This is a genomic window from Paenibacillus sp. F4 (genome assembly GCF_002894905.1).
Lineage (GTDB): Bacteria > Bacillota > Bacilli > Paenibacillales > Paenibacillaceae > Paenibacillus > Paenibacillus polymyxa_B.
In genome coordinates, this window is the sequence record NZ_POVS01000019.1 from 136,819 (window position 1) to 158,069 (window position 21,251).

Consider the following 21,251-nt stretch of genomic DNA (forward strand, 5'->3'; position numbering starts at 1 on the left):
GCTCCTTTTCCTTGCTAACTATGACATTTGAATTATGGCTTCCGTTTGGCGATAACAGCATAGGACACCGTTCTTGTGAATCCAGATGGATTCCATGCAGTAAATACCCATCTGTCTTCAGCCGCGGAATAATTATTGAGAAGAAACCCTTGTTCATTTCCAGAGAAAGTCCATGCACCGCTAATCAGATTGTAGGCGTTACCGTTAATCGTAGTGCTTCTAAAGCTATTAGGAGAAATAGTGATCGGGGCGAAAGTGAAGCGTGCGAATCCATCTCCAAGTTGAGTTACACGAATGGCTTTTTTAAGATTCATAACCACGTGACTTCTTTTCTTTAGCTTTCTTCCCAACTTTGCTTCCGCATTTTTAATTTTCATTAAGGTTGCCTTTCTCAAAGAAATCATCTCCTTAATTGTTCTACTTATAGTTAATGATGGAGTAGATACTTTTGAATGGACAAAATCCCCGGTAAATTGGCTTGATTTTCTGGAGGTGCTGAAACAAAAAGCCCTTCCTTAAAATAAAGGAGGGCTTGATACCGCTACTTCTCAAATTTTCCGTTCCTATACCGATTTTGTTAAGCCGATATGGGTGATCATGGTGTCATACGGATCTAATTCCATGGTTTGTTTGCCATATTCCGTATCAATCGTCGTTCTTTGAAGTTGATCGCTATTGTTAATAACAACCAATATTTTACTTTCTGGATAATAAGCACACTCTGTATATAGGTTATCTGTAATGTACTTCGTTTCATGTAACTCATTGCCTGCAAAGCGAATCAAATTCAGCAGTAATCTTGTGTTCTCCCAGCTGAATTCGAAAGAAGGAAGGTATATCCCCTTTCCTTTACCGAAGGCATGAGTAGACAGTGTTATCATACCACTCGTTTCCTCCACTACCGCAGCTGACCCATCCGTAAGATAAATGCTATTCTTTGGCGTTATACTGGCTCCTTCAGGCACCAAACCATGCTCATCCCTAACCTCGTATACCCATCTTCCATGACCTACTCTGGAGCCTGTATCCTCATCCACACCGAGAACATGTGCCATTCTGAAAAAGCTGTCGTGGCCTTCAACCGCAGAAGGCTGGTTGATGCCAATAAAGGTACCACCCTCATAAACCCATTTGGTCAGTAAGTCCACACACTTGTTGTCATTCCAGTACTCCCCACCACTCCATGCTGAACCAGCAGAGCCGGCATTGATCACTACATCACAATCCTGTAGAATTCCCTGACGGATATCTTCAAAATCAATGAATTTCACTTCAATCGGCAATCCGGATAAAGCCTCATTGACATGAATCAAATCATGCATATACGTTTCATGGAAATGTCCGGACAATGTCCACGATCTCAATTTTCCCCAGCTATGCAGAATAGCTACCTTCGTCTTAATATGATAGGGCTTGCCTTCATGGTGCAGTTCCTTAATTTCTCTGAATTCATTGGCAATCTTTTCGATGTAATCGCAAAAATCCGGGTAAGGCTCTACAAGGTGCAAATATCCGCCCAATCCAATCCGGTCAATAGGCTCCCGCAGCAAGGCGCGCCGGATATTAATCCAATACTTTTTGGCATCCAGCGTGGGGTTTCCCCCTTCCATAAAGGTAGGAAGCCCGCCTAAACCAACTGGAAATAAGTATGGATGCAGCCGAATCTCATGCGTATTCACTTTTACACCTGAACAAAGCCTCGCCTCGTAACCTGAGAACACACATTTAATCAACCCGTCAAATCCAAACTCTTGAAAACGGTCATTGTAAGGCTCCATGCCAACCCAACTGTCATCATAGAAAACATAGGCCAGCTTGTCGTGCCTATGCACAATGTCAATTAATTTCTTGCCAAATTCGATTACAAAATCATTGATAAATGCCATCCAATCCAGCTTGCGCTGCTCAGCCGGGATATGACTGACGCGGTATTTCCCACCATTCACAAAATCCTCGGCAGTCATCGAATACCCGTATTTCTTGGCAAACAGATCAAGCGCTCTTGAACTTACCGTAAAATCGTATGAACCCCAGTCAGAGAACAGATGGCGATTGCGCTCATTACTGCCCCAGATCCAGGCGAAATTATAAAATAAGGAGGTAAACCGAACAACCGTGGTTTCCTGATGATGGAGACACCAATCTTCCATCCAATCCAGCAGATAATTTTGCGTTTCTGCATAGATGGGATCAATCTGCATCAAATGCTCTTTGTCCCAATGATTCGTTGTGTGATTGTACATGGAAATCTCTTCCCAGATCCGGTAGGCCATAAAGCTTACCGTGTATTTATGCCAAGGAACAATTCCGGTAATGACCACATTTCCGGATTCCCTTTCATAATTCCACTGTTCTCTTGGAACTTCCTCCCCGGTCGTTCTGTCAAAAACTTGCCAATAGTTAAACGCCTCTTTGGAATCATTCACTTTGAATTGTTCAGCAAAAAAATCCTCCATCAGATAGATGGATACATAATCTTGTACAGCTACCTTCGGATTTGTAATTAAAAAACACTGCTGCAGCTTATCCAGATGGTGGGACGCCCACTCATTATGATCTCTGATGATACAGATTGTCGAATATATGCCGTACCCAGCGTTAATAATCTCATCGGACAATTGCGTGCCGTCACTATCACGGATGACATCGGCACCCCACCGTTCAGCTAATTTCAGGGTCAGCGCCTCATAACCGGATTCTCCCGGTAGTGTAAAGGCCCCCGTAGTTTGTTTGGACAACTTGGTTCCCTCCTAATTCAACATATCAGACAGAAAGGCCAATGCCAGGCCTTGACCCCAGCCCTGAATCCAGTCTTTTGGAATATTCCGATACCCATCCCGATCTTTCATAACCGCTGTGCCGCCCGACACACCTAGTACCCGTCCGTCCTCGCTAATATGGTTCAAGATGCCCTCCAATGCCTTTTGCACGTATTTGGTATGCAGCGGATTGCCGTTATTGATCATGGCCGCCGCGATGCCGCAAGATGCAGACACTTCCTCGTAGGACTCCTCGTCATCCAGTACCGTCCGCCACAGGCCGTTCTCCGTTTGAACCCCCTTCAGTGCCGCCAGTTGATCCCGAAGCGAACACTCCACGTCCATGCACTGCGGATATAAATACCAGTCTTTCAAATGAATTTTAACTTGCGACATGGTATATGCTCCCCAAGCATTCGCTCTCCCCCAGAAAAATCCGGACATATGGTCTTGCTTGACATTATTGTAGCCATGGTACCAGAAACCGCTACTAGGGTCTTGCAGGTATTTGATATGCCAGTAATATTGGTTTAAGGCGTCCTGGATCATTTCCTCATCCTTTAATTTGGTTCCTACACGCAACAGAAAAAATGCCGCCATAAACAACGTATCCGCCCATGCCTGTTCTGGAAAATCATTAGCAACGGATACCGTATGCTGCAGAACATTGTCTCCGAACCTGAGAGCATGGTTTCGAATATAATCCACCTTGCTCATCACAATATCCCAATATTTCTGGTCCCCTGTTTCTTCATACAATGTGATCAGCATATGGCCCATAGCACATGTGTTTACCGTCCAATGCGGCAGCCCCAGCTCGATATATCCATCTGCCCATTGCACAAGCATATTCAAATACTCTTTATTTCCTGTTTTGGTATAGGCTCTGGATACACCATAATAAGCCACACCGCAGGGCCAATCCCACGTCAAATCCATCGCCATTGTTTTTCTGACGACTTTGTCGATAACTTTTAATATCTCTTCCTTGTCACAATTCAATTGAAGCATCTTTATTCTCCTCTCCTAGCGCACACGCCCCCAAAGGCGCTTGAGAGCTGTTTGTCGCCATTTTGAAAACGCTTTACTTACTCCATTGTACGCAGTAAAATAGTCTCCATCTAAGCATTTTCGCAACAAAACTGCGCAATTCCAATCATTTATGTATATCTGCTGGTTAAAATCAAAGTCATGGGGGTATTGAATATGCCCAGAAAAAAGAAGCCCGTTATAGAATATCGGCACTACAGCTTGCCTATAAATTTCCCTGTCTTGCTATTAAGCGGTGAGCGTTGGAAGATTTCAGATATTAAAAGTGAGCATCTCCATTTCCATAACCATTTGGAGATTGGTATATGCTATTCAGATAGCGGCATCATGGAGATCAAAGGAGAATCTGTACCCTTTAAAGCGGGCGATGTGACCTTCATCCCCAGGTATCTTCCTCATACCACGTATAGTTCGCCAAATACATCCAGTCTTTGGTCTTATATCTTTTTTTCGCCAGAGGACCTCTTTCAACATTCATTTAAAAGTGCTTACAGCAACTTCGAGCCGAATTTGTGGGTGGTGAAGGGAATGAACTGTATATTGAATAAGGAGCAACATCCCAAGGTTTATACACTTGCGACTTCAATCGTAGAGGAATTAAAACAGCAGAATCCTTACTATCAGGAAAGTGCCTACGGCTTATTGCTATCCCTTTACATAGAACTCCTTAGAATTCATTCCAGGAATGAACTGTTGGCAGATCAAGAAACAGAGCATAGCCTGAAAAGCGATTTTGTCATTTCTCCGGTTCTGGAGTACATCACGAAAAACTATATGAACCCCATTACCATGGATTTTTTGGCCGATCTGTGCCATTTAAGTACAACTCATTTCCGAAGAAAATTCCATGAAATTATGGGGACGTCGCCTCTCGATTTCCTAAACAGCACCCGAATCGAAGAGGCTTGCAAGCAGTTAAAAAGCACGGAGGATTCTATTCTTTCGATCTCCGAACAAGTCGGTTTTCACTCCATTTCCAGCTTCAACCGCTGCTTCTCCAGGCTTATGGGAAAGCCGCCAAAAGAATGGCGTAAAGGGGCACAATCCGAAGCGCAATCTGCGAAAGCGTCTATACTGGAGTTTACGGGGTGGGTCTAATTTTACCAAACGGAATCCAGCAGATCGTCCACTTCCCGCCAAATATCATAGTGGGTGACGTAGGACATTGCGGCAACCAGGAAAGACCCTTGAATAATGATAACCAATCAATTTCATTTTTAATGAAAGAGACATATTTATTATCAGTTCTCTTCCTCCAGTCGAAAATGCTCCGTAAGGCGTTCAATCGTAAACTGGTTTCTCAATTTACAGGCAGAATTCTGATTCGCAAACATCCCTTTCTCCCAGATCGCCTCCTGTTTAGAAACAGTCTTGACCCATTCCACTCGTACAACGTATTCGCATAAATCGGGGTCATCGACATCTGTATCCATTCTTACATGTATATCAGCATCAAGCAGTGGTATATTTACTCCATTTACCATCACTTGAAACTCCTTGATGGGTACTACTTCCTCTTGCACGATTCCGACACCAACATACCCCACCTTAGGAATACATGCAAAAATCCTAGCACCTGGCTTCAGAAGATTCAGCGATCTGCTGTACCATTTTCCTTGGCCAGCCGAAATAAAACCGTATCGTCTGCAATCCTCCCAGTTCCGATAATCACCGTCTCCCAAAGAGATATAAAAATCTTTCCCGTTCCATGGAGCCTTTCCTGTTTTATTCGTCGTCACATTAGATGTTTTAACCTCAACTTTGTTGGGATCAATGAGCCAGTTTCTGGCCAGATATTCATTATCTCCGTCTTTAAAATAATGAAAAAAGAGTGCATTAATCGGGACACCGAAGTTCGTTAAGTAGTTAATGATTCGTTCTGTTGCTGGATCCAGTTCTGCTGACACGATAATCAATTGATGGAGTTCGTTCAAAGTTTCAGGTAGGTCGGTTTGAAAATAGTCTACAAAATCTTGTTCCAATTGCTTTCCCGGATTTCTCTCACTATAGATCTCAATGATATCCGTATAGTTCAACTGTTGAACCCACGAGGCATAATCCAGCGTCTGTGCAACTACTTCTCGTGGCGTTTTATTACGTTTTAATTCGATAATGACTAGATTCCCTTCCGAGTTCATTGCAAGGATATCAATGAATTTACCAAAGGCTGTATTGATCTGTCTCCCAATTAACAATAACGAAGGATCGATGATGCTAATATCATGTGTGATAACATCTTCGAGCTTACGTTCGGTCTCCATACTAGAAAAGTGAATTTTCTCGACAGCTCCATTAATCTTCCAAATTCCTAGTTCGATCGGCATTCCAGTTCTCTCCTTGTTTACTAGTCTAAAGATAATTCTTAAAACATCCTACATCCTAGTAATCCATGTTTTTCTTTTTCTCAGCATCTGGATAGAAAGAATTCATGCTTCCTCACTCCTTAAGCCTGACCCCCAACACCTTACTAGCCAAGTCTACCTGCTCATGATTCAAATCCACTTTAACTGTACCTAAACGTCTCTGCTCGCGCCACTGCACCAGGTCATCTTCTGTTTCCAATTTGAGTTCAGCAATCTCCGCTGCACGGTCAAACATATACTTCGACGTGTACAACACCGTATAAATCCCTCTCCCCCCAGATACAATCGGCTTGTCCCTCTTCATCCATTTCTCCACCGTAAATTTCACATATAGCTTATCTTCCGTACCTCGCCTGTAAGGACGTTCGGTGATTTCTTTACGCCGCATTACCTTCCAGTCAACCACTTTCCCATACCAATGAATCCCGGTTTCGCCTGTGGATAAAAACTGACTTCGTGACTGATAAAGAGCAACATATTTTATCTGTGTTAATAATTTGTGATCAGAGATATTCTCCAATGGTATATGGTAAAACTCGTACTTTAATGCTAAATCTAACTGCGCCTTTTCCCGCAACGAACCAACCATAATATTTTTGCCGCTCATTTTGTTCTGATAATAACTCTTCGTCCCCCGCGGCCGGGTAGAACGCTCATAGGCTTTCTCAGGACTATCCATGATAATCTCATCCAAGAAAGCTTCCATCAGCTTTGTTGAGTTCGGTAAAAATGGAAATGCCCCAACATTAATTAACTCAATACTTTTGTAAAATTTATGTTCTTGAAACCGTTCCTCATCATGATATGGGAACAACACATAAGCACCGAACATGCTTCGTTCCAAATCCCAGCTATGTGCATCGGTGTACACTATAGCATCCCGATAGCGATGCATCGTGTTGATGTCATCTTCCTCGGGACCAGGCATCCTGTAATTTCTGAAATACGACGTTCCCTCATACCCAGGATTCAAGCGATATTTGGCATCAAAAATATACTTATATTCCACCGCAGCTTCATTTTTCTTCAGTGTAAGAACATTGTCCGGCTGTTGCCCCAGTGTTTCGCTATGATCGCCTTTAGGTAATGTGTTGTAGTAAAGGGTGAATACCTCCCCATTGGCCGGGTTTCGATATACCATCTTGGCCTTCTGTGTTCTATCCAGGGTTACAAACAAGCCCCTGCGATCAACCTTAATCATATCTTGGGTGAGAAGCTCATACTTCCGGCTAAGAAGATCATGGATTTTAAGAAAACACCAATATTCATATAGCTGTGCTAAGTCCTTCATGGAAATACGGAAGAGGTCATTTTGAATGGACAAACCCTTCATAAGCATCAAATAATTCCGGTACACTTCCCGATACCCCGGTGCCATTTGTAATACCAAAGAGATCGACAATTGCTTCATTTCGCCAACCTTTAGAAAATCCAGGTTCAATAGACGCTTTATTTGTGTTTGCATAAATTCCAACCGCTTCGCTAGCAAGGGATCTTGTAAGCGACCCTTTTTCATCAATCGTGCTTTTATATCCTTCAACTTGCTCGAAATACGGAGCAGCCCCCAACGTACAAAGCGATTCTCCATCGTGTTGTAGCTAATTTGCCGTTTCGTCTCCAATACATGACTTGGGTAATAGCCTTGGTTGTTTAACGGTACAAAGCCAAGCCTCTCATCCGACACTAACAGATGGGGACGTTTAGTTATAAAAGGAACGTTCTCTTTGCCCACCTTCTTCGCTCGGGCAGCTTCTACAATTCGCTCCTCTTTCACTAGCTTAGTATGCGGAGAAGCCTTAATCCGCTCCACAGCTTGAACAAGCTGGTCGAACACATGCTGAAGGATGGTAAAAAACTCAGTTAGACTTTGATTACGTGTCTCTTTTAGACCCGTCAGATTGTAGGTTTTTCGTAAAAAGTCAAAGGATAGATTATAAATCTGCTGGTTCACATCTTTCAGGATCATTTGGTAATCATTTTTGTAATCCATCTTTGCTGGAAATATCTCGAGCTGAAGCTGACAAATCGGCTGCCCATTCCATCTTAGCTCCAAAACGGATAGTCCGACTTCATTTTGAAAGTTCAGAATACCGGATAAAATCGTTTTACCGAGGGGCTTAATCGCTTGACGTAAGTTTACATTCTCATGGTGAAAGGTTAACGCTATATCCTGCTTTTTCTCAATAATTAGCTCATAAGACTGCGTCTCGAAAAAGATCGGGTAGCTTGGGTCACCTGTTTGCCATGGTGACAATTCGCCTAATTGAGGAGTAAATACAGATACCTTTTCAATAGATAGAACCGTGGACAGAGTAGACACCTGCAGTGAGGTATCCACCCACTTCCCTTCCTCGGTGCGGTGAAGCTGCAAAAACTCCACGGTCGGATGAAACGGCTTGCCTTGAATATATAAATTAAACAGATTCGTCTCGACACGAAGAAGCTCAACGCTCTGACTAAGAGAGCCAATATGAGGTAAATCCATCTTCCTCCAACCTCCGTAACATGAAGGCAATTTTTCTACCAGTTTGAGGATGCCTCGCATCTTCTTCTCCTTGACTGGAGCTCCATTTCTGGTAGAGGCCTGAAGCATCTTCAATAAGATCATTTACTACTAAAGACTTCCCTAGCGCTCCTTGCATCAATTGCAGTAACACCCGTTTCACAGATAAACTACTACCCTGGACACGCGGAAGTATTTTCTGAAGAAGCTGCAAATCAAACGCCTCATCCTCAGTAAGTAATTGAAACCGTTGATTATATACCATATAAAAACAAATGGAGTCCCTAATCCGAAATCCGACCTGGGCATGAATCTCTTCTAGGATATGGTTGATCTTCACGAGCTTCTCTGTCGTTTTATGTACCAAATCACTATAATCCCTGTACACGTCCACTAACTGTAAATACTCGCTGCGTAAAAATTGATTTTCGGCCACTATCACTTCTTGTTGCTCTGCCCGATGATCGTTTGGATACTGCTGTAAATTGATGTAGTTAAATTCAATCGTATTGGCACGATCTAACACCTTTTTGCTAAAAGGATGCGTAGTCTCATCCATATTGACTGTTCCAATCAAATACACGTTATCTGGCAAATATAGATCCCCATAGATCGACTGATCCTCTGACCTTAAGGAATCTTGGTTAATTAACGGTGAAGTCACAATTCGATTGTTATTCCATTCTTGGGTTTCGATGATACTCAGCAAATCACTAAAATAATACTCCACCCTAGCCAAATTCATCTCATCCAGACATATAAAATAAGGCTTATGTTGGTTTTCTGGCTGTGAAGCATCCACCAACACTTCCGCTAAACGGCCCGGACGAAAAGCTCCTGATAAATCTTTGTAGCCCAAAAGATCGGACGGATCACTCCAATCCGGCCTTACTGGAATCAACGTGAATTGATGGTTACTTCCAATCGCACCAAGTGCCTCAGCGAATAGCTTAACAAGCTTCGTTTTGCCTGTACCCGATACTCCAGCTAGAATGACGAATGGTTTAGTCTTCAGAGATAAATACAGGTTCTCAATTAGCCCCGTCGGGTAATGAAATCCTCTTTGCTCGATAAAGGCTTTGATTTGCTCAACTCGCGGCGATACCGTTAATGGATCCAATGGCCCTAGCTCCTCATATTCGAAAGTAGGCTCATTCTCTTCTACTGGCTCTTGTGTCAGGCTGTCCACGTAAAGCTTATAGTTATTCATTACATTTTCTAAATCAGCCAATAATTGCTCATCATTCGGAATAGAGCCCTGATCATAACGCATATAAGCCACCGTGGATACTTGATAATCCCGTCCTAAACCGCTTGTTGTCAGTTGGATGTTATCATCCTTTTGCATGCTTTCAAGCGGAAGCTGATCTCGCATTTCGGTGACCTTTTGCTCGAAATATTGGTAGGCCTCTTTCCTGCCCCATTCCTTGATAGGAAGGGTCACCCCTTGGGCTAAAGTTAGATAAACATTCCTCATATCCTCTGAAAATAAATAAACGATATACTGGCCTTGCTGTGTTGTTCCTGTAATTCGCTTATCCATGATAGCAATCCAGGGTATGTTAGCCCAGTTGCCCTGACCAATAGAGCCTTGGATTTTATAGTTATCATCAATAAAGGGCAGCTTCCTTAGTTGTTCCGGTATAGTTTGTCGAAACAGCACACCTAAGGGATGACTCGCAAAAGTTTGTGTTTTGGCGTGTAGGTAACTATTTAAAATTTCAGTTAGAGTATTTTGCAGTGAAAAGGCGGCTCCTATCTCGTTAGATGTCAGTTGATTATTGTAGCTGTCTAACTCATTTAGCGCATATTCTTTTAATTCCTGAATTACTTTGTCATTAAGCTCATTCGTAATGGATGACTTAAAAGTAATGGCTTGCTGATCGTTGTTGAATTCAAGTATCGATGATAACGCATTTATCGGTGTTTTAAGCAGTGTCTTCGTCTGGGCTAACGTATAATCATTCCAGCTTGAAGCTTCTCTCTGCGGCGGGGCATCCACTGGATTCTCTGCACTGCTATGATGTCGGTAATAAGTCAAAAAACGCTCAGCAATTTTGTTGAGCGGAAATACTAGATTGTGGTTCTCTTCATATTCGTCGATGAGGGACAAAACAAGAACCATCTTATAGGACTTTTGTTTACTTCGGAAAATGTTTGAAAGTTCGTTAGGTAACATGGTATTCCTCCAAGAATGTGCATTGGCTATATTAGACATAATTCGTGAAAAAGTAACTTTATCCTTTCTTTATCGGCATGATAGGGAAAACTTTAAATTCCAGATTAAAAAAGAAACTAAAAAGCAAGACCATTCCTTTTATGCATATCCTTTGAAACATCTTTCGTATTCAGCATCTTGGGAAGTTACTACAACCCCAAAGCCGTGGCTGTAGCCACCTATAAGATCATTAAAACGGAGTTTGTGAACCAGATGAGCTTTCCGAGCCTTCGTCATTCAGAATTGGAATTATACGATTACGTCAACTGGTACAATAAGCATCGTATTCATGGAACTTTAGGCTATTTGACGCAAATAAACGTCGTCTTTGTACTCAGAGAAACCACTTTTTGAATCTCACCGATTCATTTTTAAACTTTCATCCCATATTAAATATTGAAGTAATGAAGAAGAAAAAAACATACGGTCTCCCAACTTCCGGTCCATATATTTATGCATCCTTTCCCGTAGGAAACTTCTAATGTGAACCATTTTGATATGTAAGCAATCACTTTTGGGATTATCAAGTTTTCTTGTTACTAGCAGCTTGGCTATCTGATAATCTCCAAAACTAACCATAGAGTTATCAAAAATTTCTTGGTAATCTAACTCGTTACTCGTAAATCCAATTCTTTGGACAGACTTATTCACATTATAATCTTGAAAAATTTTATTGGTGTTAAAGTTGAGACCTGTTTTTACTTCGCAAATAATCCCTATTGTTTTCCCTGGCTCGAAGTAAGAAAGTAACAACGGATCCCAATCCTCTAACCTACCGCCTGTTTCTTCATATACATATGGTAATCGAACAGCTAACAAATCTGCGTCGGATGTCCTTCCCTCACTATTTTGATGTAAAACAAAATTATTAATAAGAAAGAAGCCATTTAATCTAAGATACCAATACACCAATTCTTCTCCGAAATTTGCATTCATTTGTTTTCTCCCGCACACTACATTAAAATTGATAGGATTATTAGCCTATGCGTAAATAATATCATTTTAAGGGACTGAAAATCATTAACTTTGATGAAATTTAAAAAGGACTCCTTCTAAGGAATCCTTGGTATCTTATCAATTATTATTAATGATTATCTTGGTATTTAATAATAAGGTAAGAATAAACTTAATAATTCATTCATCTGGTTATCGTTTCCGTTGTGTTCTTTATATTTCCCTTCCTTTTTAATTTGTATATAATTTTCTAAAAACAACTTAACATACTGCCTAAAGGATAATGAAGAGTTTTTAATCGTTTTCAATTCAATTATTAGTTTAGAAATAACCATTATTGTCCAATATTACGGTAACCTCTTATCATACTACCTTTATTTTCAGGGAGAATCCGGTTTTGGCTAAAGAATACTTTTCAATGAAAGTTAATTTTTTCATAACGTACTACGTCGTAGTTCATAAAAATACTGCACAATCGGATGCTTTAACTTCATCTTCTCGGTCATGTTTAAAATTCTCTTTTTTCCAACTCGTCTGTCCACTAAAGCTAGAATATTCAATAAGATATCATTACTCTCTAAGCTTTCCTCTATAGAAGTAGTTAAAAACTTATTAGCTACAACATTAAAATTAGACTTGCTTAATGAGGCCTGTGCTGACAAAAGCTCCTTTGCATGCTCTGATATTTTTCTACCTCTTGCAATTACTTGTAGACGATCCTCCGGAACATTCCCATTAGTATCTTTTCTGATCGCTTCAATTTCTTCATTGCTGATAGGAACTTGGATATCTGGATCATTCTTGATTTCCAACTCCGTCTGATACCATTTGATTGGACTAGTGATATCATTCATATTGAGTATGTTCTTCTTGTCTACAGTTATATAACAAATTCCAGATTTATCAGGTAAATAACGGTAACTGGTCGCTCGGTATTCGACCCTTCCGTCTAACGCAGGACAGCGGAAGCTCTCCAGTTGTTGCTTCAATTTACTCCAGGACATATATCCTCCTATGTTTTCAATGCCTACTAACAGCCCGTCCCCCAACTTGGCAATTTAATTTCCACGTTCCTCTACCTCATCATGCTCCTTGCTTCCAAACTCATCAAGCAATGTACGCACTTCACTTGTTGATTTGGCGTTCATTAAGCTGTTTCTGAGTTCACTTGCCCCTCGGAATCCACGGACATATATTTTGAAGAAGCGGGCGAGAGGGCTGAATGAACGTGGCTCCTGCGCTGAATAATGATCATGGAGATCTAGATGAAGCCGCAGCAGTTCAAGCAATTCTTCACTGCTGTGTTCCTTCGGCTCCTTCTCAAACGCAAATGGATTCTGGAAAATACCACGCCCAATCATAATGCCATCCACTCCATATTGCTCAGCGAGCTTCAAGCCGGTCTGACGGTCCGGAATATCTCCGTTAATGGTCAACAGTGTATCTGGTGCCACCTCATCACGAAGTTTCTTAATCTCCGGAATCAGTTCCCAGTGGGCGTCTACTTTGCTCATTTCCTCTCTTGTCCGCAGATGAATGGACAAATTCACAATGTCTTGTTTCAAAATATGGGTCAACCAGTCGCGCCATTCGTCTACGGTAGTGAAACCGAGCCTTGTTTTTACACTGACGGGCAGTCCCCCGGCTTTGGCGGCCTGAATGATATCTGCTGCGATTTCGGGACGGCAGATCAGGCCGCTTCCCTTCCCATTCTCGGCTACATTCGCTACGGGACAACCCATATTAATATCGATGCCTTTGAAGCCTTCTTTCGCCATACCGATGCTCATTTCACGGAAATATTCCGGCTTATCTCCCCAGATATGGGCCACCATGGGCTGTTCATCCTCTGTAAAAGTCAAACGCCCGCGTACACTTTTGTTCCCCTCCGGGTGACAATAACTCTCTGTATTCGCAAACTCCGTAAAAAACACATCCGGTCTGGCTGCTTCACTTACGACATGGCGAAACACAACATCCGTCACATCTTCCATCGGTGCCAGTATAAAAAAAGGTCGTGGCAAATCACGCCAAAAATTATTCGTCATATCAAAAACTCCTCTATAAATACCAGGACAAATCTTTGGTCCCAAAATGGTAAGGCTAACCTGTTCATGTCCTTGCTTCTTCTTCACATATAACATGCTTAAGCAACGTAGTTCAAACGGCAGTATATGTTAAGCATAGACATCTAAATGAGTATATCATACTCAATAGAGGAGCATACTCCCCAAAAGACTCGCAAAAAAAGGAAGAGCGCCGCCCCTCCCTTGCCATCTTCTATAACGTACTGCGCCGCAGTTCATAGAAATACTGCACCGCATAACTTTCCCCAGCTTACGCCGTTCCCAAGCGGATGGCTTAAAAAAAGAGCCGAGGAATAATATCCTTGACCCTTTTCGTCAATTTCTACACATGAATACCCAAAATTTTCATTTTGATTTTTACCTTTTTCAAACGCCAATACACCTCAACTATTAGTCTTTTCTGACCAATAGTGAACAACACTCCACATGAACCGTATGCGGGGGACGACCTCCTTTTTTTCTTTTCTGTTATAGTGGTATACAACCGCATAAAATCAAAGTTTGCGTTTCTTTATTATTGTCTTTTAAACTAAAATAATAGCAATTAACATCGTTTTTCACATCAAATTCACAGCACTCGTAAAAAACGAATTAGCCTCTTATCCCCTAATTTTGTTCCAGGAAAATCTTTTGTTTTTCATGTAATTGTCAATCTTCATCCAATTCAAAATAGTGATATTTGATTTCATCTTCTACTACTCGACATTCCTTAAAATGTATTGGCCTTCTGCATAACATAAAAGTTCCTAGCCATCAAATTGATAACTCATCTAAACATATAGAAGATCCAATTCTCCGTATTCCTGTATAACATCCCCAGACTTAAAAATCCAACACTCTTCAGGGTGTTGGATTTTTTCCAGTATACCATGGCTTTTGAGTTTGACTATCTTGATTTCAATCTTCTTCGTTCCTGCTTCCACTTGTATCCCTCCAGATCAATATTTTTATTTGAACAAAAAAATCTTAGTACGGCACAAAAAGCGGCTGAATAATCTATTCTTTACTATAACTATCTCTATGTTCTTGTTTACGTTTTTCAATCCAATCTAAAAAGTCGCTTTTCATGGCTCTTCTACTGTTACCCACTGAAAAATTAGGAATACCACCGTAATCCTCATTAATTCTGAATAGTTCATATACGGTACTTCTTGAAATGCTCATATATTTAGCGATATCATTAGCAGTAAGTACATCTGGTAGTGATCTTAATGTTTTTCTTTCTTTGGCCACAGCCGACATTTCATGTTCACTATCATTTAATATCTTTTCTCTGTAGTGTATTTCAACTTCTTCCTGTATGTATTGGTCAATGTCCTTTAAAAGTTTTTCGAAAAAATCCCTTTTATTCCTCATGCTATCTCTCCTTTTTAGAAGATACATCACAAACAAATGTTCCATTACGTATAGCTCTTAAAATCGCCCTTGCACAAAGTTCGTGGATGAAATCCTGTACATCTTGCGGAAACTGACTAATATGCATTTGAATCTCCCCCTATTTTTATGGATAAAGGTACATACAATAAGAGTATCTTAAATAAGTTTAGAGGAGGATTCTATGAAGATTGTATCAGAAAAAGTTATAGACAAGAACGGAACCGTTATAGGAGATGATCCAGGTAAATTTCCAAGTATCATAGCAAAGTGTAAGGCTCTGGTACTGACACTAGAAATAGGTGTAGAACACGCTTTCGTTGAGAAAGAGGGGATTATGCTCAGGAATAAACATTTATGAAAGAATAAAAGCTCATTCCAATAATATGTGGAAGAGCCTTTAATAGAATAACTTTCTAAGGATCTTAGATTCATCTGGCCCGATTATTTAGGAAAATTTAGGGTCCTCAGAATGATCATATTGCTTTCTAGTGTATTGGAAGAATTAATCGTTATCTTCAAAGCCAAATTCTTGTTGTCCGCCATATTTCTTCTTAAATAAACTCATCTGAAAACATCTTCGTCCATGGTAGTAATTCTTCACTAATGTATGCTTTAAGAATACGTTGCAATTCATCTCTTTCTCTGACATCTTGGTAACCAGTCGCCTCATACAACCAAAGCAACTATTCCAACTTTCGCCAAACCTCGAACCAAAATGTCACTCATTATAGCCAGTGCCTCTTGTTGCTTAGTTAATACGCCGACGTCTCTTGCCTCCAAGTAAGCATTACATAAGTGGAATTATCTCTGCTCGATATCCTTGTGCGATTTTACTTTTGTTTATGTATACAACAGGGTTTAAACACTTCTTTAATTTACATTAATGAAGGGACAAGATTATTTGCGTCAATAAAACTGGACAAATTAGGCACATCAGTTACTCTAACATCGTTTTTGAGTCTTCCCATCTTAGTTCTATTAAAAGCTCTAAATACCGCACCAGTTGACATGATACGTGTTCCATCTTCTAAAACTGCACAACTTAATTTCTATCAGCAATATTAAGTATTCCTCGTTATTCTGCTTTTAAAAGCCTTTTATCCTCCGTAATCTCGTTCACGTTACTCATTCCCCTACCTCGATATAAGTTAAGACTTTAACATTTAAATACAGAATCCTGCAATAAATTAAATTATCACAGTTAAGCAACAACAACATAAATTCCAATTTTTCAAAAAAAACAAGACTAGGACTTTAGTTTTAGCCTGCCAATATAATATCCTCTAGCTTAATCCAACTAAAATCATCCTCACCACGAAACAGTTTTACTTCGCGTCTTGCGGTGTTAATCGACGTAACTACACCAGTCATAACCGTATCATCAAACGGGCTGAATACGGTCACGCTGACAGGCTGACGTGAGTTGTAAGACTCTATTAGAGCCTGCTCAATCAATTGTACCTCCTGGTCGTCCAACTCAGGTTTGCCGCGCCGCTGGCGATCCTGCATGAGCTTCAGATAAGCCTCTTTATGTTCTGGTATGATAATCCGGCTGCTTTCCCATAACCCGTTACCTTCTAATTTTTTAGACATTTATGTAGCCTCCTGATGTGTTATGTAGAAATTATATTCCGAACACTTGTTCCTTACAAGGGATATGTTTTCCAGTACACAAAAAAATAAACCTCAGATTAATCCGAGGCTTAATATTCCGTATAGTACCTATTAGCAGAGCCAGGAGGTGTAACGATCTTTTGAGCGCGATCCCAGCCCTCTATTATCATGATGTGGCGGGTATCGCTCTTGTTATCCCATGCAATATAGTTGTCTTGTTCCAAGGCAAGCAGCCCCGCCTTTATGTCCTCTGTATGCCTACCTGTCTTTATCTCCAACTCTTTCATGGTTGGCAAACGCCGCCGACCGGCTGAGTAGTTATAAAGTATGCGGAGTAATTTCCGTTCCCGATCAGTGAGCATAAGGCAACACCTTAAGTGCACGCGGCATATTTTCACCACGTTCAATATAGCCCTTCTTTTGTAGGCGCTCCATGTACCCGTATGCTGTTGATGTAGATGCTAGCCCCAGCCCTATTTGTAGTTCTCGAACCGTTGGCGGATATTTACTTACCTCGATAAATTGTTCAATATAACTCAAGGCTCTCAGTTCTTTTGATGTCAATTTCATCGGATGTCACCCCTTGATGTTTGGATGAACTCATTATATAACGAACAAACGTTCTTATCAATGTAAACAAAAAAGAGCAATGAGGACTAATTATTATTCCTCTTGCTCTTTCGCTTTTTCCACCATCTGGTTGACTATAACACTTACAGTGCATTTTTGCTTTTCGGCTTTCTCCTGTAACCATTCAAGTAGATCAGGCTCAAAATAAATAGCCTCTCTGACTTTCTTATCCTTTTTCGGTGGTCTTCCCGCCATAAAATCACACTCCTAATTACGCACATTTTACAGCATTTAAAATATTTTAGCAACACTCAAAAAAGCTATTTACAAAGCATTTTAAATGCTGTAAAATAGAGAATGTAAGGAGGTGATACACATTGAGAGCTATAGATTGGGTCTTGCTCTCCACAGCACTCACAAACCTGATAACTGCAATTATCGGTTTGGTCAAAGTGTTTAAAGAGAGCAAGCAAAAGAAAAAGGTACCTAAACGACGCGGGCAGCGTAAACGTTAAAAGTACCCGAGGTGGCGGCTAGTATAGCGCCATCTCCACCCAATCTTAACATAACGGATTGACATACACAATTGGCGGCGGCCTTACGTAGGGAGGTAATGATAATGTTTAAAAAGTACAGAGCAACAAAGCAGAATGTAATTTTGCTAGAAAGCGCAATGAAGGAGTTGGGCCATCCAATTGAAAAGGTAGGAGCGGCGAAAGATTACAAAGAATTTAAGAATAGTAACTGGCACATCATGTTTCACAACTCGGTAAATTCAAAAATGCAAGAACTGGAGGCTGCTAACAATTATCAATAAGGGGCTATATGCCCCTCTATAGGAGGTAACTCTATGTATGATGAAATCTTATGGACCATATCTATATCTGGCCTGGTAATAAGCCTCGCCGCGCTATTACTGAATGTCCGCAATTACTTCAAATAACAAACAAGCTCTGCCGACCAATTAAGGTTAGCAGAGCTTTTTAATGTGCTACTTTTTCCTCTTACTATTGTTGTTCACTTTTTGTTCTTATACTGTTCGGATTACCCTTTTAATAATTTATCTTCTTTAATTGGAGCAGTAATTTCTTTGATCTCCACTTCATCATTCATTTTTTGCAAGTTCATTGGCATGGAGTCTAAATATTTGTATTCCTCGACCCTAACGGAGTCTTCTGTCCAATTCCCCTCTTTATCTTTCACAAAGACCTCTCTCTTTACCGGGAGCCCTGTTTTAGTATCAATGGTTACCGTCTCTTTTTTAAGATTCGTTTCTGCTACAACCTCTTGAAGTGATGCGTCATTAGATTGTAGACGCACAGATTTCACCCAATTTTGTTCTTTCATTTCTTTTTTCTGTTCTTCCATGAGAGAGATATTTAAAATTTTCTTATTTTCATTAGCCAAGTTAACGGGCAATGTCCAGGTGTTCCCTACAAGTTTCCCCGTTACATGATCCCTCCCTATAGAAGTGACTCGTCTTCCCTCTTCAGAAACTATAATTTTATTTTGCAGAACTCCTCCCACATATTCTTCAGTGACCTCACTTAAATTTTTCCGATCACGAATACGAATTGAGTAAGAAAGATCAGAATATGTGCTATTAGAGACAGTTATTTTAATATACTCTACTTTACTGCTAGTGGATTTTTCAGCAGCTGCAATTGTCTCGCTTTGTGCGCTAACAACTGTATATGTGTTTAAATATAAGTAGCTTGCAGTAGCAACCACAATCAATGGAACAGTAAGGACACTAATTAAAATTTTCTTTTTCATCCTCTTGACCTCCTTATTCTGCTTTCAAATTCCACCCATTAACATAGCCATCCGTATTAGCATCTTTATCGTGAATCCGCCAGGCATTTGGATTACATTCCGTAGCATACAATTCATAATCTTTATAATATGCATTAAGGTACTGCCCTTTGCTTACAGTAATGCCACTGCTACCACTCAAATTTGGACATGCATCCCTGTAAATGGTACTTGTGCGCGATACCCATGCTCCATCGGTATAGTAATAATTCCAATTTCCTTGTTCGGCTGTAATATACCAGGCCATATACCCAAGGGCCGCGTTTGAATAATAACCAATATTGGAATCAGGATAGTAGTTTCGCTTCCATTCCTGTCCATTACCTGATACAGATGCACAGCTATTTTGAGTTGCTGGGCAGTAATTCACAATATCCTCCCCATATGATACTTGAGCTATTACGGGATAAGCAAAACCTGGTCCCGTTCTAACATTTAATCCACCGATTTTCACATCATATACACTTGTTTTCGGTTCCCGAGCAAGTTCTGCATTTGTTATTGCTGGTGTCTGTAGTAATACAACAAAAATAATCAGAGCAATAGAAAAGGATAAAGATCTCACTAATGATTTTAACATAAAAACCCAACACCTCCTATTATTTATATAGCGACTTTACTCTTTCTATCAATAAAGGTGTCCAGTAAGTGCGTGAATCCAGTATGATCGAATTATGGACTGCATCTCTAAAAACCATGATAATCGGTGATTTTACTACCAGAGTGAACTGCGAAAAACTTAACCCTTAGTTCAGCCTCACCTCCTAAATCATTTTGATAAATACTTAAATGAATATGCTCGTAAAACTTCTTTGCTACTTCTCACATAATGGATTTTAAAATCTTAAATATATTTACTTGTGTCCTCCCACCTTCCAAGATATTTGTTAGGAGCTCGTTGATAGGTGATGCTTATACAAATTCCTATCTATTTTAAAAGAGTAGGAAGTGTATACAGTTTCGGTTTGGTTATTCATATTTTTTTAATTAATGGTAATTATTTCAATGCTGATTATATCATAGGCTTTGATTTTTTCTAGTAATAAATTCGATAATTTACTATAAATGAATCTTCTTTCCCATATACCGACCTATCCGAAGGCTGTTTTCCCCATAATGAGGCTGAAATATCTAAATTCATTTTAGGACGTTGGATAGATTCTTCTTAGCATTGGTAATTATCGAATTAAAACCTTAATTGTTTGTGATTAAGGTAGTTATAGGTGACATTATATAAACAAAAAAAACGGCTTTCGCCGCTTATAATGTATCTTGTTAAAAGAGGATCAAACAAAAAATTAGGAATCATGATAACCCGATGGAGGTAAAGGGCAAGAGAATGTATGCTTCCGCCGTAATTCTGGAGGCTGCAATAGAGAAAAAGAGATTAGAAGAAAAATACCATAAACCACTACTAGATAAACAAAGTAAATCCCCGCCGACCAGTTAAGGTTAGCGGGGATTTGCTATTTAACGATAAATTCAACTTTTGTCCCGTCCGGATAGTCGTCCAATTTGTGACCTACCCACGATCCAGCTCCACGATTATCCTTTGGACTTATGTACTTAATATCTGCACCCTCTCCACCTTCGGAACACATCGCCATAGGCCACTCGTCGCGATCCTTGCCCTTCTTGGTGGGTACGCCCTTTAGGGACAGGTCGCGGTTATGGTCGGCTCCATCACGGTCAATCGTGCATACTGACGACTTCCCGGCTGCTATAGCCTCTTTAATATGCTGTGCTGTTTCGGGATAGCGCTTTGACGGAAACTCCAGCTTAACCGTGTCTGCCGATACCTGTGAAACTGGAAGCGCAACAGGAGCTGTTTTGTTGGGCCTAGCCACTTCCTGCTGTTGCACGCTGCAACCAGCCAATAGGATTGTAATCAGTACGGTAAATATCCACTTAAACATATGTATTCCTCCCCCTATAAAACAG

The 21,251-nt window shown here is 40.5% G+C and carries 21 protein-coding genes and 1 pseudogene; 5 read left to right on the top strand and 17 right to left on the bottom strand.

Going from position 1 to position 21,251, the window contains the following annotated elements:
* Positions 1–32: 32 nt before the first annotated feature.
* The 3 genes from C1T21_RS22560 to C1T21_RS22570 all read right to left on the bottom strand — a co-directional run bounded on the left by C1T21_RS22560 (position 33) and on the right by C1T21_RS22570 (position 3,770).
* Positions 33–404, bottom strand: a complete 372-nt coding sequence (locus C1T21_RS22560) for a hypothetical protein (protein WP_258012596.1) — start codon at positions 402–404, stop codon at positions 33–35.
* 159 nt (positions 405–563) lie between these two features.
* Positions 564–2,738, bottom strand: a complete 2,175-nt coding sequence (gene gnpA, locus C1T21_RS22565) for a 1,3-beta-galactosyl-N-acetylhexosamine phosphorylase (protein ID WP_103049830.1) — start codon at positions 2,736–2,738, stop codon at positions 564–566.
* Between the two features lie 12 nt (positions 2,739–2,750).
* Complete coding sequence (locus C1T21_RS22570; RefSeq protein WP_103049831.1) at positions 2,751–3,770, bottom strand: glycoside hydrolase family 88/105 protein; 1,020 nt, start codon at positions 3,768–3,770, stop codon at positions 2,751–2,753.
* A 195-nt stretch (positions 3,771–3,965) separates the two neighbouring features.
* Between C1T21_RS22570 and C1T21_RS22575 the strand changes: the two genes are divergently transcribed.
* The gene (locus C1T21_RS22575) at positions 3,966–4,907 is read left to right on the top strand and encodes an AraC family transcriptional regulator (protein WP_103049832.1); all 942 of its coding nucleotides are present in this window, start codon (positions 3,966–3,968) and stop codon (positions 4,905–4,907) included.
* Positions 4,908–5,050: 143 nt separating this feature from the next.
* Here C1T21_RS22575 and C1T21_RS22580 read toward each other — a convergent pair whose 3' ends face one another.
* The 3 genes from C1T21_RS22580 to C1T21_RS22590 form a co-directional block, all read right to left on the bottom strand.
* Positions 5,051–6,133, bottom strand: a complete 1,083-nt coding sequence (locus C1T21_RS22580; RefSeq protein WP_103049833.1) for an endonuclease NucS domain-containing protein — start codon at positions 6,131–6,133, stop codon at positions 5,051–5,053.
* 112 nt (positions 6,134–6,245) lie between these two features.
* Positions 6,246–8,657: a restriction endonuclease-like protein gene (locus C1T21_RS22585; protein ID WP_103049834.1), complete on the bottom strand. Its 2,412-nt coding sequence runs from the start codon at positions 8,655–8,657 to the stop codon at positions 6,246–6,248.
* Positions 8,629–10,854 (bottom strand): MrcB family domain-containing protein, encoded by a 2,226-nt coding sequence (locus C1T21_RS22590; RefSeq protein ID WP_103049835.1) that lies wholly within the window; start codon positions 10,852–10,854, stop codon positions 8,629–8,631. The genes C1T21_RS22585 and C1T21_RS22590 overlap by 29 nt, the downstream gene beginning before the upstream one ends.
* Before the next feature lie 201 nt (positions 10,855–11,055).
* On the opposite strand from C1T21_RS22590, the pseudogene C1T21_RS22595 reads away from it, so the two are divergent.
* Positions 11,056–11,247 (top strand): annotated as a pseudogene (locus tag C1T21_RS22595) (IS3 family transposase); the annotation flags it as partial.
* 3 nt (positions 11,248–11,250) lie between these two features.
* On the opposite strand, the gene C1T21_RS22600 reads toward C1T21_RS22595, so the two are convergent.
* The 5 genes from C1T21_RS22600 to C1T21_RS22620 form a co-directional block, all read right to left on the bottom strand.
* Entirely contained in the window at positions 11,251–11,829 is a 579-nt protein-coding gene (locus C1T21_RS22600; RefSeq protein WP_025677352.1) for a hypothetical protein, read from the bottom strand.
* 452 nt (positions 11,830–12,281) lie between these two features.
* Positions 12,282–12,851 carry an SF0329 family protein gene (locus C1T21_RS22610; protein WP_103049838.1) on the bottom strand — a complete coding sequence of 190 codons (570 nt, stop codon included), beginning with the start codon at positions 12,849–12,851 and terminating at the stop codon, positions 12,282–12,284.
* A gap of 54 nt (positions 12,852–12,905) precedes the next feature.
* On the bottom strand, positions 12,906–13,895 hold the full coding sequence (locus C1T21_RS22615) for a tRNA dihydrouridine synthase (RefSeq protein WP_103049839.1): 990 nt from the start codon (positions 13,893–13,895) through the stop codon (positions 12,906–12,908).
* A gap of 809 nt (positions 13,896–14,704) precedes the next feature.
* Entirely contained in the window at positions 14,705–14,857 is a 153-nt protein-coding gene (locus C1T21_RS27460) for a hypothetical protein (RefSeq protein WP_180984639.1), read from the bottom strand.
* Between the two features lie 73 nt (positions 14,858–14,930).
* Positions 14,931–15,290 (bottom strand): helix-turn-helix domain-containing protein, encoded by a 360-nt coding sequence (locus tag C1T21_RS22620; RefSeq protein WP_245249152.1) that lies wholly within the window; start codon positions 15,288–15,290, stop codon positions 14,931–14,933.
* A 202-nt stretch (positions 15,291–15,492) separates the two neighbouring features.
* Here C1T21_RS22620 and C1T21_RS27465 point away from each other — a divergent pair, with 202 nt between their 5' ends.
* Positions 15,493–15,669 (top strand): hypothetical protein, encoded by a 177-nt coding sequence (locus C1T21_RS27465; protein ID WP_180984640.1) that lies wholly within the window; start codon positions 15,493–15,495, stop codon positions 15,667–15,669.
* Between the two features lie 902 nt (positions 15,670–16,571).
* Here C1T21_RS27465 and C1T21_RS22625 read toward each other — a convergent pair.
* From C1T21_RS22625 to C1T21_RS27470, 3 genes are all read right to left on the bottom strand, one after another.
* Complete coding sequence (locus C1T21_RS22625; protein WP_103049840.1) at positions 16,572–16,904, bottom strand: YolD-like family protein; 333 nt, start codon at positions 16,902–16,904, stop codon at positions 16,572–16,574.
* 372 nt (positions 16,905–17,276) lie between these two features.
* On the bottom strand, positions 17,277–17,495 hold the full coding sequence (locus C1T21_RS22635) for a LexA family protein (protein WP_103049842.1): 219 nt from the start codon (positions 17,493–17,495) through the stop codon (positions 17,277–17,279).
* 93 nt (positions 17,496–17,588) lie between these two features.
* Complete coding sequence (locus tag C1T21_RS27470) at positions 17,589–17,750, bottom strand: hypothetical protein (RefSeq protein ID WP_180984641.1); 162 nt, start codon at positions 17,748–17,750, stop codon at positions 17,589–17,591.
* Between the two features lie 122 nt (positions 17,751–17,872).
* Between C1T21_RS27470 and C1T21_RS27475 the strand changes: the two genes are divergently transcribed.
* Together C1T21_RS27475 and C1T21_RS22640 are read left to right on the top strand one after the other, a co-directional pair.
* Positions 17,873–18,010: a hypothetical protein gene (locus C1T21_RS27475; RefSeq protein WP_180984642.1), complete on the top strand. Its 138-nt coding sequence runs from the start codon at positions 17,873–17,875 to the stop codon at positions 18,008–18,010.
* A gap of 104 nt (positions 18,011–18,114) precedes the next feature.
* The gene (locus C1T21_RS22640; protein ID WP_053325013.1) at positions 18,115–18,312 is read left to right on the top strand and encodes a hypothetical protein; all 198 of its coding nucleotides are present in this window, start codon (positions 18,115–18,117) and stop codon (positions 18,310–18,312) included.
* 227 nt (positions 18,313–18,539) lie between these two features.
* Here the strand turns inward: C1T21_RS22640 and C1T21_RS22645 are convergent, their stop codons facing one another.
* The 3 genes from C1T21_RS22645 to C1T21_RS22655 form a co-directional block, all read right to left on the bottom strand.
* Positions 18,540–19,271 carry a hypothetical protein gene (locus tag C1T21_RS22645; RefSeq protein WP_103049843.1) on the bottom strand — a complete coding sequence of 244 codons (732 nt, stop codon included), beginning with the start codon at positions 19,269–19,271 and terminating at the stop codon, positions 18,540–18,542.
* Between the two features lie 13 nt (positions 19,272–19,284).
* Positions 19,285–19,890 carry an SH3 domain-containing protein gene (locus tag C1T21_RS22650; protein ID WP_103049844.1) on the bottom strand — a complete coding sequence of 202 codons (606 nt, stop codon included), beginning with the start codon at positions 19,888–19,890 and terminating at the stop codon, positions 19,285–19,287.
* 886 nt (positions 19,891–20,776) lie between these two features.
* Positions 20,777–21,226, bottom strand: coding sequence for a NucA/NucB deoxyribonuclease domain-containing protein (locus C1T21_RS22655; protein WP_103049845.1), 450 nt, complete (start codon positions 21,224–21,226; stop codon positions 20,777–20,779).
* Positions 21,227–21,251: the final 25 nt, after the last annotated feature.